Here is a 14,741-nt window from a genome sequence, read left to right on the forward strand (position 1 = left end):
GGGGAAACCCACTCTTTCGTGTTGTATTGACCATTTAATTTTGAATCCGAAACCAAGCGCATACAACGCACGTATGGAGGAAACAAATGAGTAAAAAGGTAACGGAAGTCGTAGAGGAATTAGCATTACCAATTCTTGAAGAATTGCAGCTTGAATTAGTCGAAGTGGAGTATGTGAAGGAAGGTAAAAGCTGGTTCCTTCGAGTGTACATTGATAAAGAAACAGGCGTAGATATTGATGATTGCGGAAATGTGAGTGAAAAACTCAGTGAAAAGCTTGATGAGGTTGATCCGATTCCACAAAATTATTTTCTCGAAGTTTCATCACCCGGAGCTGAAAGGCCTCTGAAAAAAGAGAAGGATTTCCTTAATGCTATCGGTAAAAATGTTTACATAAAAACATACGAGCCCATTTTAGATGAAAAAGAATTCGAAGGAATCTTAACCAGTTTCGATGGTGAAGAAGTGACACTCGAAGTCAGAATCAAGACAAGAAAGAAAACGATCGTCATACCATTCGAAAAGGTAGCGAAAGCAAGATTGGCGATTACCTTCGCTTAAGTCAAGCAAATCATTAATTTAAATATCCGTAAGGGGGATCACCATGGGCAATGAGTTATTGGATGCTCTCTATATTTTAGAAAACGAAAAAGGAATTTCCAGGGAGGTTTTGATCGACGCGATTGAATCTGCCCTTATATCGGCATATCGCCGTAACTTTAACCAAGCACAAAATGTACGTATCGACTTGAATCTTGGTAAAGGAACTATGCGTGTATTTGCCAGAAAAGACGTTGTTGACGAAGTGTTCGATTCACGTCTGGAAATTTCTGTTGAAGAAGCAAGAGCAATTGATCCCAACTATCAGTTAGAGGATATTGTCGAAATGGAAGTAACACCTAAGGATTTCGGCCGTATTGCTGCACAAACAGCAAAACAAGTCGTCACTCAAAGGGTGCGTGAAGCGGAACGGGGCATCATTTATGCCGAATTCATCGATCGTGAAGAGGATATCATGACTGGCATCGTTCAACGCCAGGATTCCCGATTCATTTATGTGAGCCTAGGTAAAATCGAAGCTTTGCTCCCGGTGAATGAGCAAATGCCGAATGAACAGTATAAGCCACATGATCGCATTAAAGTTTTCATCACTAAAGTTGAAAAGACTTCCAAGGGCCCGCAAATTTTTGTATCCCGTTCACATCCTGGTCTTTTAAAACGTTTATTCGAAATTGAAGTGCCTGAAATTTTTGATGGTACAGTAGAAATTAAGTCAGTTGCCCGCGAAGCAGGCGACCGTTCAAAAATCTCCGTGCACTCCGATAACGAAGAAGTAGATCCAGTCGGTTCTTGTGTAGGCCAAAAAGGACAGCGTGTCCAGGCTATCGTCAATGAATTGAAAGGTGAAAAAATCGATATCGTTAAATGGTCGGAGAATCCGGTCATTTTCGTTGCGAATGCTTTAAGCCCTTCAAAAGTACTTGAAGTTATTGTTAAAGAAGAGGAAAAGGCGACGACTGTAATCGTTCCGGATTATCAACTTTCCCTGGCAATTGGTAAGCGTGGACAAAATGCCCGTTTAGCTGCCAAGCTTACAGGCTGGAAAATTGATATCAAGAGTGAAACGGAAGCCCGCGAAGCTGGTATTTATCCTGTGGAAGAACAGGAATTCCTTTTGAGCAGAGATAGTTATGTTACTGAAGAGGAAACAGATTTCGAAGAGGATAACGAGTAATTCGAGGTGAAAAAAGATGAATAGCCGAAAAAAAATCCCGATGCGTAAATGTGTGGCTACAGGCGAAATGAAGCCGAAGAAAGAACTCATTCGCATCGTTCGATCTAAAGAAGGGGAAGTCAGCCTGGATCCTACCGGAAAGAAATCTGGAAGGGGAGCTTATTTGACTCTTGATCGGGATGTTATCGAGCTGGCCAAAAAGAAAAATGTGCTGGCTAATCACCTTAGTACCCAAATCGATTCTTCCCTTTATGAACAATTGCTTGAATTAGTGAATAAGGAGAAAAACTAACACCATGACCCAACAACAACAATGGATGTCTCTATTAGGTTTGGCCAATCGAGCACGCAAGCTAATTTCGGGTGAAGAATTAGTGGTTAAAGAGATTAGAAGCGGTAATGCCAAAGTTGTTATTTTATCCGCGGACGCTTCAAAAAACACTGAAAAAAAAATATCTGATAAGTGCGCATTTTATCAGGTTCCTTTAAAAAGAGTCGAAAGCAGGTCATTGCTCGGCCATGCGATAGGCAAGGATGCTAGAGTTGCCGTCGCAGTTCTGGATGAAGGTTTTGCACAAAAACTCCGAACGCTGCTCGATTAAATTTTACGGGGGTGAACGTATGACAAAATTGCGTGTATATGAATATGCAAAACAAAAGAACGTTTCAAGCAAGGATGTAATAAATAAACTTAAAGAAATGAATATAGAGGTAACAAACCATATGACAGCATTAGACGATTCAACTGTAAATAAATTAAACGATTCAATCAAACCTAAAAACGAAGATAAAAGCCAAGAACCAAAAGCTAACGCTACGGTTGCGAAGTACGAAGCTGAAGCGGATGAAAAGAGCACAGTCAATAAAGAAAAACTGAAGAAGAAACCACCAGTTAAACCTGTAGGGACGAAAAAACCAACAGGTCAGTTCAACAAAGGTCGCAATAACAAGAATAAAAATAATAAACAAAGACAACAAGCGCCTCAGGCACCTGTAACAAAACGTAAAGAAAGGGAACTTCCAGAGAAAATTACGTTTTATGAGTCTTTGACGGTTATGGAACTTGGAAAAAAACTTCACCGTGAACCTTCTGAAATCATTAAAAAGCTCTTTATGCTTGGTGTTATGGCAACAATCAACCAGACTTTGGATAAAGATGCAATTGAATTGATATGTGCGGAATACGGTGTAGTGGCCGAAGAAGAGATTCGTATCGACCTAACAGACCTGGAATCACTTGTCACTGAGGACGCTTCTGAAGATTTGATCGAACGTCCGGCTGTCGTGACGATCATGGGTCACGTTGACCATGGTAAAACGACATTGCTTGATTCTATACGCCATACAAAAGTAACTGAAGGCGAAGCGGGCGGAATCACTCAGCATATCGGTGCTTATCAAGTTAAAGTTAACGATAAGAAAATAACATTCCTGGATACACCAGGCCATGCTGCTTTTACAACAATGCGTGCCCGCGGTGCACAAGTTACCGATATCACTATCCTTGTCGTCGCTGCGGATGATGGCGTTATGCCTCAAACGATTGAAGCGATCAACCATGCTAAAGCGGCAGAAGTTCCAATTATCGTCGCTGTCAATAAGATGGATAAAGAAGCTGCCAATCCGGACCGTGTCATGCAAGAATTGACAGAACACGGTTTAGTTTCTGAAGCATGGGGCGGAGACACGATCTTCGTACCAATTTCAGCTAAAAACGGTGAAGGCATCGACAGCTTGCTTGAAATGATTCTTCTTGTCAGTGAAGTGGAAGAGTATAAAGCTAATCCATCTCGTAAAGCAAATGGAACTGTCATCGAAGCACGTTTGGATAAAGGGCGCGGATCGGTTGCCACTTTGCTAGTTCAAAACGGAACGTTGAAAATCGGCGATCCGATTGTTATCGGTAATACATTCGGACGTGTTCGTGCTATGGTTAACGATCTTGGACGCCGTGTTAAGGATGCAGGTCCATCAACACCGGTTGAAATCACTGGATTGAACGAAGTGCCACAGGCCGGCGATCGTTTCATTGTCTTTGAAGATGAGAAAACGGCCCGTCAAGTTGGGGAAGTGCGTGCACAAAGGCAACTTGCTTCACAACGTAATGAAAAATCCCGTGTAACCCTAGATACATTGTTCGAGCAAATGAAAGAAGGGGAAATAAAAGAATTGAACATCATTTTAAAGGCTGATGTTCAAGGTTCTGCGGAAGCAGTAGCCGCTTCCCTGAATAAAATAGAAGTGGAAGGCGCTAAAGTGAAAATCATACACACTGGCGTCGGTGCTATCACAGAGTCTGACATCATCCTTGCTACAGCTTCGAATGCAATCGTCATCGGATTCAATGTCCGTCCTGACGTGAATGCGAAGCGTGCAGCTGAATCAGAAAATGTTGATGTCCGCCTTCACCGCATCATCTATAAAGCGATCGAAGAGATCGAGTCGGCTATGAAAGGGATGCTTGACCCTGAATTCGAAGAAAAAATTATCGGTCAGGCTGAAGTCCGTACGACTTTCAAAGTATCCAAGGTGGGTACGATTGCCGGTTCTTACGTTACAGAAGGAAAAATTACCCGTGACAGCGGAATTCGCTTAATTCGTCAAGGTGTCGTCATTTTCGAAGGTGAAATTGATGCATTGAAACGCTTTAAAGATGATGTAAAAGAAGTGGCAACGAACTATGAGTGCGGTATTACGATTAAAAATTACAACGACCTTAAAGAAGGCGATGTAATTGAAGCGTATGTTATGGAAGAGATTGAACGTAAATGATCGTTGGCTCTGTCCAATGTGAATGCATCATCCATGACACCCATTCTTTGAAAGAAAAACGGGCCGTGCTTCAGCGTGTCATGACACGGCTTAAGCAGAAGTTCAATATTTCTGTAGCAGAAACCGATTTTCAGGATTTATGGCAGCGGACAAAGATTACTATCGTTACCGTAACATCCTCGAGGAAGGCTACTGAACGGGAACTTCAAAATGCCCTTAAATTTCTAGATTCTTTTCCGGAACTAGAGCGAACAATAACAGATATAGACTGGCTTTAGGCTATCGAGGTGATATTATGAGCCTTCGTTCAAATCGTGTTGGCGAACAAATGAAAAAAGAGCTGAGTGAAATTATCGGCCGAAAAATTAAAGATCCAAGAATCGGATTTGTTACTGTGACGGATGTCGCGGTTACAGGCGATTTACAACAGGCAACAGTTTATATTTCCGTTTTGGGTGACCAGGAACAAAGGGAGAAAACCCTGCAAGGTCTAGCTAAGGCGAAAGGATTCATGCGTTCAGAAATTGGGCAGCGGATCCGCCTCCGCAAAACCCCTGAGCTGTTTTTTGAATTTGATGAATCGGTCGATTATGGTAATCGTATCGAGTCGTTGATTTCCCAAATCAATAAACCGGCTGAAAAAGACGAGGAATAAGCAAGCAGTAAAAGGTGGCCGACTCAATAAGTGCTTTGCACTTCTTGAAGTCGGTCTCTTTTTTTTGAAAAATGGATATGTAAAAAAGCGAAAAACACCTATCGGAATTGGAATTCATTTTGCTTTATGATAGTAATTTAGGGTGTTTTATAAATGATGAGGTGAAAGTGTGAACGGTATTCTTCCATTATGGAAACCCAAGGGATTGACATCCCATGATTGTGTTTTTAAATTAAGAAAGATCCTAAAGACAAAAAAGGTTGGGCATACAGGTACTCTAGATCCTGATGTAACAGGGGTTTTACCTATTTGTATTGGTAGGGCAACCAAGATAGCCGAATATTTGACAGAAGCCGGTAAAGCGTATGAAGGGGAAGTTACCCTTGGTTTTTCCACAACAACTGAAGACGCAAGCGGTGAAAAAGTGGAAGAGAAAAAGGTTGATCAAGTGATTCAGCGTAAACGGATTCTGGAAGTGCTGGAATCACTGACTGGAAAGATTGAACAGACGCCGCCAATGTATTCAGCAGTAAAGGTAAACGGGAAGAAGTTATATGAATATGCCCGTGCAGGGGTTGAAGTGGAGAGGCCGACAAGGGAGGTCACCATTTATGATATTACCCTTCTCGATGATCGTTCTGAATTTAAAGGGGAAACCATTTCTTTTCGGTTTCGCGTCAAATGCAGCAAAGGAACATATATTCGGACGCTTGCAGTCATGATGGGGGAAGAATTGGGTTTTCCTGCCCATATGTCAGACTTGACACGTATTGAATCAGCAGGTTTTAAGCAGGAGGATTGTTTCACATTTTCTGAAGTGGAAGACTTCATGGAAAGTGGACAAACGGATAAATTTCTGCTGCCTTTGGAACGGGGATTATTTCATTTGCCCAAATTTCAGATTAGTGATAAAGTAGCAAAGAAAGTACTTAACGGTGCGGTATTGGAACAAACAAAGGATGTTGTTGTTGATAAAGGGATGCCTTTTGTTATGGTCGACCCTGCAGATAAGGCCATTGCCATTTATCAAATACATCCGACAAAAGAGGGATTAATTAAACCTGTAAAAGTATTGGCACAAGAATTATAGACCGTTTTACCGCCGGAAAGAGGAGATTGAAAGGTGAAAGTGATCGCAATAGAGCATCCTCATCAATTTAATTCGGATGATTTTCCCGAGCTTGTAATGGCGCTTGGATTTTTTGATGGTATACATAAAGGTCATCAGATTGTTATTCAGACCGCCAAGCAAAAAGCCGATGAAATGAATCTTAAGTCAGCAGTAATGACATTTGACCCGCATCCTTCTGCAGTACTGGGTAGGAAAACGGAAAATATACGCTATATCACTCCACTTGAAGATAAAGTGGATATCATAGAGTCGATGGAGATAGATTATTTATTCATTGTCCATTTCAGCAAGGAGTTTGCTTCGGTACTGCCGGAACGGTTCGTTGACGAATACATTGCCGGGCTGAATGTCCGTCACGTAGTTGCAGGCTTTGATTATTCGTATGGTCGCTATGGTCAAGGATCGATGGAAGATTTGCCTGTTTATGCACAGGGCAGATTTTCACAGACAGTCGTCGCAAAACAGACAATTGAAGATGAAAAGGTTAGCTCGACAAGAATCAGGGAAACTCTCGGTAATGGCAGCTTTATCGACTTTTATCATTTGGCTGGCCGCCGCTATTTAACGAAAGGTCATGTCGTTCACGGTGAAAAGCGGGGCAGGAAATTGGGTTTCCCCACCGCTAATATTGAAGTGGGTGATGATTATATTTTTCCTGCTGCAGGCGTATATGCCGTCAGGATCAAAATAAGCGGTAAATGGTATAAAGGGGTTTGCAATGTCGGCTACAAACCTACATTCCACGAAGAAAAACCTAAATATCCGACTGTAGAGGTTCATGCCTTGGAGTTCTCGGGAGATATTTATGGCAACCAGGTCTCGGTTGAATGGCATACAAGACTTCGGAGTGAGCAGAAATTTTCCGGACTTGAAGCATTGGTTGCTCAGATCGAAACGGATAAGCAAAATGCCATAGCCTATTTTGCAAAGCTTGAAGGATAAAAGACAAGACTTGCAATTTTAATGAAAAACATGTATTCTATTGTATGTATGAAAATAACCATTGCTTGGCTAGTCGAGACTCCGACGCTGGCTCGGTAATAGGTGATTTTACAGAATTTTAGGAGGAATAATAACATGGCAATTACACAAGTACGCAAAAACGAACTTATCGCTGAGTTCAGAACTCACGATACTGACACTGGTTCTCCAGAAGTTCAAATCGCAGTATTAACAGAAGAAATCAACAACTTGAACGGTCACTTACGCACACACAAAAAAGACCACCATTCACGTCGCGGTCTTCTAAAAATGGTAGGTAAACGTCGTAACCTTTTAACTTACCTACGTAACAAAGACGTTACTCGTTACCGTACACTAATTAACAAATTAGGTCTACGTAGATAATTTTTTCAGGAAGGCGGGAAATTTCCCGCTTTTTTGATGTTAATCAAATGATTTGGACGTATTCTACTTAAGGCTGGGCCTTCGTCCTTGGGACTCGGCAGGAGCCGGGTCCTTTTCCATTTATAAATGATCGGGATATACATAATCAAATGAATGAAATTTTTATTCATTTTACTGTTAATGCTTGTTTTTTTCGTGCATAATAGGAATAGTTTGGTTTTAACTCGAGTTCAGTTACTTTTCACATATAAATGATTTATCCAATAAAGGTTTAGGTAAACTAAGCCTCTAAGTGAAGATTCAGAGAGGGGTTTAATAAATGGGACAGGAAAAACATACGTATTCATTTGACTGGGCCGGCCGTAATGTAACGGTAGAGATAGGGCAATTGGCCAAACAAGCGAACGGGGCAGTTTTAGTCCGTTATGGAGAAACTGCTGTATTAAGTACAGCAACGGCTTCGAAGGAACCTAGAAATGTCGACTTTTTCCCTTTGACAGTCAACTACGAAGAAAGACTTTATGCAGTCGGTAAAATTCCGGGAGGCTTCATTAAACGTGAAGGACGACCGAGTGAAAGGGCAATTCTTGCAAGCCGCTTGATTGACCGTCCAATCCGTCCGCTTTTCGCCGATGGCTTCAGGAATGATGTTCAGATCATCAGCATGGTCATGAGTGTCGATCAAGATTGCTCTACGGAAATGGCAGCTATGCTAGGTTCTTCACTTGCACTTTCAGTTTCCGATATTCCGTTCGAAGGTCCAATTGCCGGAGTTGTAGTGGGGAGGATCAATAATGAATTCATTATTAACCCTACTGTCGACCAACTAGCTAAAAGTGACATCAATCTGACGGTTGCCGGCACTAAAGATGCTATCAACATGGTTGAAGCCGGAGCAAATGAAGTACCAGAGGAAACGATGCTTGAAGCAATCATGTTTGGACATGATGAAATCAAGAAGATCATTGCATTCCAAGAGAAAATCGTTGCTGAAATCGGCAAGGAAAAAATGCAGGTCACTTTATATCAAGTGGATGCAGAACTGGAAGCAGAAGTGAAAGGCCTATGTGAAGCAGACTTGAACAAAGCTGTACAAGTTCAGGAAAAACATGCTCGTGAAGACGCGATCAAAGAAGTAAAAGATCGTGTATTGGGTCATTATGCAGAAGAAACTGATGAAGAAAAATTAAAGCAAATCAAAGAAATCCTGAATAAATTGGTCAAATCCGAAGTCCGCCGTTTAATCACGGAAGAAAAAGTGCGTCCGGATGGCCGTAATCCTGACGAAATCAGACCATTATCATCAGAAGTTACCATTCTGCCACGTACACATGGTTCCGGATTGTTCACACGCGGACAAACCCAAGCTCTATCCATCTGTACATTAGGTGCACTTGGTGATGTGCAGATTCTGGACGGACTTGGGACCGAAGAGTCAAAACGTTTTATGCACCACTATAACTTCCCGCATTTCAGTGTCGGTGAAACTGGCCCTATCCGTGGGGCAGGACGCCGTGAGATCGGTCATGGTGCACTTGGTGAAAGGGCATTGGAGCCTGTTATTCCAAACGATAAAGACTTCCCTTATACAATCAGACTTGTTTCTGAAGTGCTTGAATCAAACGGTTCAACATCACAAGCAAGTATCTGTGCAAGCACGTTGGCAATGATGGATGCAGGTGTTCCATTGAAAGCTCCAGTTGCCGGTATTGCCATGGGTCTTGTCAAATCAGGTGAGCACTATACAATCTTAACGGATATTCAAGGCATGGAAGACCATCTGGGAGACATGGACTTTAAAGTCGCAGGTACTTCAAAAGGTGTTACTGCCCTACAAATGGATATTAAGATTGAGGGTCTTTCAAGAGAAATCCTTGAAGAAGCTTTACTTCAAGCCAAACATGGCCGGATGCATATTTTGGAATCAATGATGTCAACAATCAATCAACCGCGTGAGCAGTTATCCAAATATGCTCCAAAAATCGTTACAATGTCCATAAATCCGGATAAGATCCGTGATGTGATTGGACCGAGCGGAAAACATATCAACAAAATCATTGAAGAAACTGGCGTGAAAATCGACATCGAACAAGATGGAACGGTATTCATATCTTCTACTGATGAACCAATGATTCAAAAAGCGAAGAAAATCATTGAGGATATCGTACGTGAAGTCGTAGTGGGCGAACTATACTTAGGTAAAGTTAAACGTATCGAAAAGTTCGGTGCCTTCGTTGAAATCTTCAACGGTAAAGACGGTTTGGTACATATTTCTGAACTGGCTGAAGAAAGAGTCGGAAAAGTGGAAGATGTCGTTTCACTTGGCGATGAATTATTGGTCAAAGTTACTGAGATCGATAAGCAAGGAAGGGTAAACCTTTCCCGTAAAGCGGTCTTGAAAGAGCAAAAAGAGGCAGCCAACCCTTCTCAATCGTAATGAAAAATGAAAATCCGGCATGCGGTTCCTTGTGAATCTGCATGCTTTTTTTGTTTAAAAGTATGGAAATATCCATAGTATGAATGGCGTTAAAAGGATGTCAAGTTCTACCTTGTCCGTTTTCTTCATACATTTTGGTATGAAGGGGGCGTAAAAAATGAATAATAAATGGAAGCAGATAGTTGCGATAAGTGCCATTGCAGGTATATCATGGTTATTAGTGCAAAATCCATATACACAAATTTATTTGACCCAATTAACCGATGATTCAGTTGCTTCAATGAAGCAAGAAGACGAGCTTCTTTTACAAATAAAAGAATCAACAAAAAAATATGAGATTGCACCACAGGATGCACGAATAGATTCTGTCTGGAAAACCGTTCCTGCATATAACGGCCTGAAGGTAAATATTGATGATTCGTATAAAGCCATGAAGAAGGAGGGCGTGTTCGATAAGGATAAGCTGGTGTTTCAGCAGGTTCCTGCGAAGATACATATGGAGGATCTGGATCCGGCTCCGATTTACCGGGCCCATCCCGAAAAGCCAGTCGTTTCATTTTTAATCAATGTGGCCTGGGGGAATGAATACTTACAAGATATGTTGGCCGTGTTAAAAAAGTATAATGTCAAGGCCACTTTTTTCCTAGAAGGCAATTGGACCAAGAAAAACCCAGATTTGGCCAAAATGATTAAGGGTGGCGGACATGAAATTGGAAATCATTCTTATTCACATCCCGATATGAAAAACATCTCCGCACAAGCTACACGTGAGGAAATTCGAAAAACGAACGAAGTCATTGAAGCGGTGACGGGTTTGAAAATGAAATGGTTCGCACCACCAAGTGGAAGCTACCGGGACGAAACGGTGAAAATCGCGGATTCTTTCGGTATGGAGACCGTCATGTGGAGTGTGGATACGATCGACTGGCAAAAGCCAAGCCCTGAAGTCCTTCAACAAAGAGTGCTTTCTAAGGTACACCCAGGAGCATTTATATTGATGCATCCGACAGAATCTACTGCAAAATCATTGGAAACGTTAATAATTGAAATAAAAAAGAAAGACTTAGATGTTGTTACCGTTTCGGAAGCAGTAGATGAAGAGCGATCGAATCCATAATGTATTGGTTAAGATAGCAGCATAGAATGATTGGGAGGAATGTTAGTTGATTAAGAAATACACGTGTCAAAATGGAGTTAGAATTGTATTGGAAAATATTCCAACTGTACGCTCTGCAGCAATTGGAGTATGGATCAAAACAGGCTCAAGAAATGAAACACCGGAATTGAATGGGGTTTCACATTTCTTGGAGCATATGTTCTTCAAAGGGACAGCTAAGAGAAATGCGCGTGAAATTGCCGAGTCATTCGATAGTATTGGCGGACAGGTGAATGCATTCACTTCAAAAGAGTATACATGCTATTATGCTAAAGTAATGGATAACCATGCAAGCTATGCGCTTGAAATCCTTGCTGATATGTTCTTCAACTCAACATTTGATGGGGAAGAATTGAAAAAAGAAAAAAATGTCGTCTACGAAGAAATCAAAATGTACGAAGATACACCAGATGACATTGTCCATGACCTCTTAAGCAAGGCGGTATATGAAAATCATCCCCTTGGCTATCCGATACTTGGCACGGAAAATACGCTTGAAACGTTCAATAGTGATACATTAAAAAAATACGTCCATGACATGTATACACCCGATAAAGTAGTTGTATCCATTGCTGGGAATGTAGATGAAAAAATGATTAAGGAAGTCGAAAGCTACTTTGGCTCGTATCAAGGAGGGGAAGATCGTCTTGAATTGGTCAAGCCTTCCTTCCATGAAAATAGGATCACCCGTAAAAAAGATACGGAACAAGCCCACTTATGCCTTGGTTACAAAGGGCTGGAAATCGGCAATGATAAAACATACAGCCTGATTACCTTGAATAATATTCTTGGAGGAAGCATGAGCAGCCGCCTATTCCAAGACGTCAGGGAGCAACGAGGCCTTGCCTATTCCGTTTATTCCTATCATTCCAGCTATCAAGATAGCGGTATGGTGACAGTATATGGGGGGACAGGCACAAATCAGCTTGACAGCCTGTATGAAACCATTCAGGAAACACTGGATACTTTAAAAAGGGATGGCATTACGGAAAAGGAATTACGGAATAGTAAAGAGCAACTTAAAGGCAGCTTGATGCTTAGCCTTGAAAGCACGAATAGCCGCATGAGCCGGAACGGAAAAAATGAGCTGATGTTGGGTGAGCACCGTTCCCTTGATGATATCATCATCAAGATTGACGAGGTGACGGAGGATACCGTCAATGAATTGGCAAACCAGATCTTTACGGAACATTCCTTGTCATTAGTGAGCCCGCTGGAAAACTGGGATAAATAATGACGAACAAGTCTGCACCTTCTTTTAATTAATGGGAGGTCAGGCTTTTTTTCTTTGAAAGCGGGAGGGTCCAATGTTATGGACAATATTTGGATAAATGCCTTCTAAGTTTACCTTTTTCGGATATAGATTGAATAGAAGGCGAAAAAGGGGGAACCAAATTTGAGGTTGAGCGAATTGAGCGGTAAGGAAATAGTCGATGTGAATAGGGCGGAAAGATTAGGGATCCTTGGTCAGACCGATTTGGAAATAGATGAAACTGGACAAATTACCTCGTTGATAATCCCATCTGTCAAATGGTTCGGCCTTTTAAGGAATGGCAGTGAAATAAGAGTTCCTTGGGAACATATAAAAAAAATCGGTGCGGATATGGTCATCATTGATTTTCAGGAAGGACTTTCACTTAAAGACGGAGAGCATATGGACGGATGATTACGCTCGCGCCAGGCTCCTTGAACTTCTCGGAATGCAAGCTCGAAAACGCCTTAGCTGGTATTAGCTATGGCGTTTTTTCTTTTCTTATCACCGTTTTTTAAGTGAAAACATAAGATGGCAGGGTAACTAGAGAATGTAGCAAAAACCGAATTGCTTCCTGAAGGAATTGTATATCATGAGGCAAGGAATGTTTAGGATCTTTATATAAAGAAGGTGACGGTTTTAATGCTCACAGGCATGCAAATCGCTGTAATTGGTGGAGATGCGCGTCAGCTTGAAGTTGTCCGTAAACTGACGGAGCTTGATGCAAAGCTATTATTGGTAGGTTTTGAACAGCTCGACCATGCTTTTACCGGAGCGGTTAAAGAAAAAATGGAAGATATAAACTTCAAGGAATTAGATTCAGTTATTTTACCTGTCCGGGGCACGGATTCAGATGGGAAAGTAGAAACGATCTTTTCCAGTGAAGAGGTTGTTTTGACTGAAGAAATGATAAAAAATACCCCGGAACATTGCATTTTTTATGCAGGAATCAGTAACGACTACCTTAATGAGATATTCAAGAAAGTGGATCGCAAACTCGTTCTATTGTTCGAACGTGATGATGTGGCTATTTATAATTCGATTCCCACTGTTGAGGGTGCAATCATGATGGCCATTCAACATACGGATTTTACTATCCATGGATCGAATGTAGCCGTTCTCGGTCTGGGAAGGGTCGGAATGAGTGTAGCCCGGTCATTCCATGCACTTGGAGCAAAAGTGAAGGTGGGGGCAAGAAAAAGCGAAGATATTGCGAGGATCAGTGAAATGGCATTAGCCCCTTTTCATTTAAATGAACTCGCTGCAGAAATGAAAGATGTTGATATATGTATCAATACGATTCCTTTTCCGATAATTACCGCAAAAGTTATAGCCAATATGCCCGTTCATACATTAATCATCGACCTTGCTTCAAAACCGGGGGGGACGGATTTTCGTTACGCTGAAAAAAGGGGAATTAAGGCGCTGTTGGCACCGAGCCTACCGGGTATAGTTGCCCCGAAAACAGCTGGTCAGATATTAGCGAATGCACTGGGACTATTGATTCAAGGCGAGTTCTTGAAAAGAAAGGAGAAAATGATATGAGTCTCAAAGGGAAGCGTATTGGTTTCGGATTAACAGGATCACATTGCACATATGATGAAGTGTTTCCGGAAATAGAAAAACTTGTAAATGAAGGTGCGGAAGTCATTCCAATCGTAACATCCACTGTCCAAAACACGGAAACCCGTTTTGGAAAGGGAGAGGACTGGGTTGAAAGAATAGAAAAATTGACGGGGAACCATGTCGTTGATACAATCGTCAAAGCAGAGCCTTTAGGACCTAAATTGCCACTTGATTGCATGGTGATCGCTCCTTTAACGGGTAACTCAATGAGTAAAATGGCAAATGCACTTACCGATTCGCCAGTACTTATGGCTGCAAAAGCGACGATGAGAAATCACCGCCCAGTCGTGGTCGCGATATCAACAAATGATGCACTTGGGTTAAATGGTGTCAATCTAATGAGGCTGATGGCAGCTAAAGATATTTATTTCGTTCCATATGGCCAGGATAATCCCATAGGCAAACCAAGTTCCATGGTTGCAAGGATGAGCATGATAAGGGATACGATCATAGCGGCACTGGAAAGGGAACAGATTCAACCTGTCATCGTCGAAAGGTTCAAGGATGATTTAGTCTGAACAAGTATTTCTGCCTCAAACCAGCTTTCTAACGACTGACATATATGCATAAATTTGTAGGTTGAAGTTATAAAAAACCACTCCACTACCAGAATATTTTGTTAAAGTGCGA

The 14,741-nt window shown here is 41.6% G+C and carries 16 protein-coding genes; all 16 read left to right on the forward strand.

Features of this window, described 5'->3' with window-relative positions; translation table 11 throughout:
• The first annotated feature begins 86 nt into the window (after positions 1 to 86).
• The 16 genes from rimP (at position 87) to V3595_RS12770 (ending at position 14,629) form a co-directional block, all read left to right on the forward strand.
• Entirely contained in the window at positions 87 to 560 is a 474-nt protein-coding gene (gene rimP / locus V3595_RS12695) for a ribosome maturation factor RimP (protein WP_048684765.1), read from the forward strand.
• 43 nt (positions 561 to 603) lie between these two features.
• Positions 604 to 1,734, forward strand: a complete 1,131-nt coding sequence (gene nusA / locus V3595_RS12700; RefSeq protein WP_076366463.1) for a transcription termination factor NusA — start codon at positions 604 to 606, stop codon at positions 1,732 to 1,734.
• Between the two features lie 16 nt (positions 1,735 to 1,750).
• Positions 1,751 to 2,026, forward strand: coding sequence for an RNase P modulator RnpM (gene rnpM, locus V3595_RS12705; RefSeq protein ID WP_061462443.1), 276 nt, complete (start codon positions 1,751 to 1,753; stop codon positions 2,024 to 2,026).
• A gap of 4 nt (positions 2,027 to 2,030) precedes the next feature.
• Entirely contained in the window at positions 2,031 to 2,336 is a 306-nt protein-coding gene (locus tag V3595_RS12710) for a YlxQ family RNA-binding protein (protein ID WP_034313614.1), read from the forward strand.
• Positions 2,337 to 2,355: 19 nt separating this feature from the next.
• Positions 2,356 to 4,506 (forward strand): translation initiation factor IF-2, encoded by a 2,151-nt coding sequence (gene infB, locus V3595_RS12715; protein WP_101224678.1) that lies wholly within the window; start codon positions 2,356 to 2,358, stop codon positions 4,504 to 4,506.
• Positions 4,503 to 4,784, forward strand: coding sequence for a DUF503 domain-containing protein (locus tag V3595_RS12720; RefSeq protein WP_057913375.1), 282 nt, complete (start codon positions 4,503 to 4,505; stop codon positions 4,782 to 4,784). Before infB ends, V3595_RS12720 begins: the two co-directional genes overlap by 4 nt.
• Before the next feature lie 17 nt (positions 4,785 to 4,801).
• Positions 4,802 to 5,161 carry a 30S ribosome-binding factor RbfA gene (gene rbfA / locus V3595_RS12725; RefSeq protein WP_101224680.1) on the forward strand — a complete coding sequence of 120 codons (360 nt, stop codon included), beginning with the start codon at positions 4,802 to 4,804 and terminating at the stop codon, positions 5,159 to 5,161.
• 169 nt (positions 5,162 to 5,330) lie between these two features.
• A complete protein-coding gene (gene truB, locus V3595_RS12730; protein ID WP_350302028.1) occupies positions 5,331 to 6,251 on the forward strand; it encodes a tRNA pseudouridine(55) synthase TruB in 921 nt (306 codons plus the stop codon).
• Positions 6,252 to 6,284: 33 nt separating this feature from the next.
• The gene (gene ribF / locus V3595_RS12735; protein ID WP_485907502.1) at positions 6,285 to 7,235 is read left to right on the forward strand and encodes a bifunctional riboflavin kinase/FAD synthetase; all 951 of its coding nucleotides are present in this window, start codon (positions 6,285 to 6,287) and stop codon (positions 7,233 to 7,235) included.
• Between the two features lie 135 nt (positions 7,236 to 7,370).
• Positions 7,371 to 7,640 (forward strand): 30S ribosomal protein S15, encoded by a 270-nt coding sequence (gene rpsO, locus V3595_RS12740; protein WP_053345367.1) that lies wholly within the window; start codon positions 7,371 to 7,373, stop codon positions 7,638 to 7,640.
• Positions 7,641 to 7,959: 319 nt separating this feature from the next.
• Positions 7,960 to 10,077 (forward strand): polyribonucleotide nucleotidyltransferase, encoded by a 2,118-nt coding sequence (gene pnp, locus V3595_RS12745; RefSeq protein ID WP_485907504.1) that lies wholly within the window; start codon positions 7,960 to 7,962, stop codon positions 10,075 to 10,077.
• A gap of 157 nt (positions 10,078 to 10,234) precedes the next feature.
• Positions 10,235 to 11,194: a polysaccharide deacetylase family protein gene (locus V3595_RS12750; RefSeq protein ID WP_352921399.1), complete on the forward strand. Its 960-nt coding sequence runs from the start codon at positions 10,235 to 10,237 to the stop codon at positions 11,192 to 11,194.
• 46 nt (positions 11,195 to 11,240) lie between these two features.
• Positions 11,241 to 12,467, forward strand: coding sequence for a M16 family metallopeptidase (locus tag V3595_RS12755; RefSeq protein ID WP_485907506.1), 1,227 nt, complete (start codon positions 11,241 to 11,243; stop codon positions 12,465 to 12,467).
• 162 nt (positions 12,468 to 12,629) lie between these two features.
• Positions 12,630 to 12,899: a YlmC/YmxH family sporulation protein gene (locus V3595_RS12760; RefSeq protein WP_048684753.1), complete on the forward strand. Its 270-nt coding sequence runs from the start codon at positions 12,630 to 12,632 to the stop codon at positions 12,897 to 12,899.
• Between the two features lie 228 nt (positions 12,900 to 13,127).
• Complete coding sequence (gene dpaA / locus V3595_RS12765; RefSeq protein ID WP_485907508.1) at positions 13,128 to 14,030, forward strand: dipicolinic acid synthetase subunit A; 903 nt, start codon at positions 13,128 to 13,130, stop codon at positions 14,028 to 14,030.
• Positions 14,027 to 14,629 carry a dipicolinate synthase subunit B gene (locus V3595_RS12770; RefSeq protein WP_137019710.1) on the forward strand — a complete coding sequence of 201 codons (603 nt, stop codon included), beginning with the start codon at positions 14,027 to 14,029 and terminating at the stop codon, positions 14,627 to 14,629. The genes dpaA and V3595_RS12770 overlap by 4 nt, the downstream gene beginning before the upstream one ends.
• The last annotated feature ends 112 nt before the right edge of the window (positions 14,630 to 14,741 follow it).

Source organism: Bacillus sp. CFBP9009, assembly GCF_036541465.1.
GTDB lineage: Bacteria > Bacillota > Bacilli > Bacillales > DSM-1321 > Peribacillus.

Bases quoted from the DNA above. Each gene is read 5' to 3' on its own strand.
- rimP (WP_048684765.1), top strand. From the start codon at position 87: ATGAGTAAAAAGGTAACGGAAGTCGTAGAGGAATTAGCATTACCAATT.
- nusA (WP_076366463.1), top strand. From the start codon at position 604: ATGGGCAATGAGTTATTGGATGCTCTCTATATTTTAGAAAACGAAAAA.
- rnpM (WP_061462443.1), top strand. From the start codon at position 1,751: ATGAATAGCCGAAAAAAAATCCCGATGCGTAAATGTGTGGCTACAGGC.
- V3595_RS12710 (WP_034313614.1), top strand. From the start codon at position 2,031: ATGACCCAACAACAACAATGGATGTCTCTATTAGGTTTGGCCAATCGA.
- infB (WP_101224678.1), top strand. From the start codon at position 2,356: ATGACAAAATTGCGTGTATATGAATATGCAAAACAAAAGAACGTTTCA.
- V3595_RS12720 (WP_057913375.1), top strand. From the start codon at position 4,503: ATGATCGTTGGCTCTGTCCAATGTGAATGCATCATCCATGACACCCAT.
- rbfA (WP_101224680.1), top strand. From the start codon at position 4,802: ATGAGCCTTCGTTCAAATCGTGTTGGCGAACAAATGAAAAAAGAGCTG.
- rpsO (WP_053345367.1), top strand. From the start codon at position 7,371: ATGGCAATTACACAAGTACGCAAAAACGAACTTATCGCTGAGTTCAGA.
- pnp (WP_485907504.1), top strand. From the start codon at position 7,960: ATGGGACAGGAAAAACATACGTATTCATTTGACTGGGCCGGCCGTAAT.
- V3595_RS12750 (WP_352921399.1), top strand. From the start codon at position 10,235: ATGAATAATAAATGGAAGCAGATAGTTGCGATAAGTGCCATTGCAGGT.
- dpaA (WP_485907508.1), top strand. From the start codon at position 13,128: ATGCTCACAGGCATGCAAATCGCTGTAATTGGTGGAGATGCGCGTCAG.
- V3595_RS12770 (WP_137019710.1), top strand. From the start codon at position 14,027: ATGAGTCTCAAAGGGAAGCGTATTGGTTTCGGATTAACAGGATCACAT.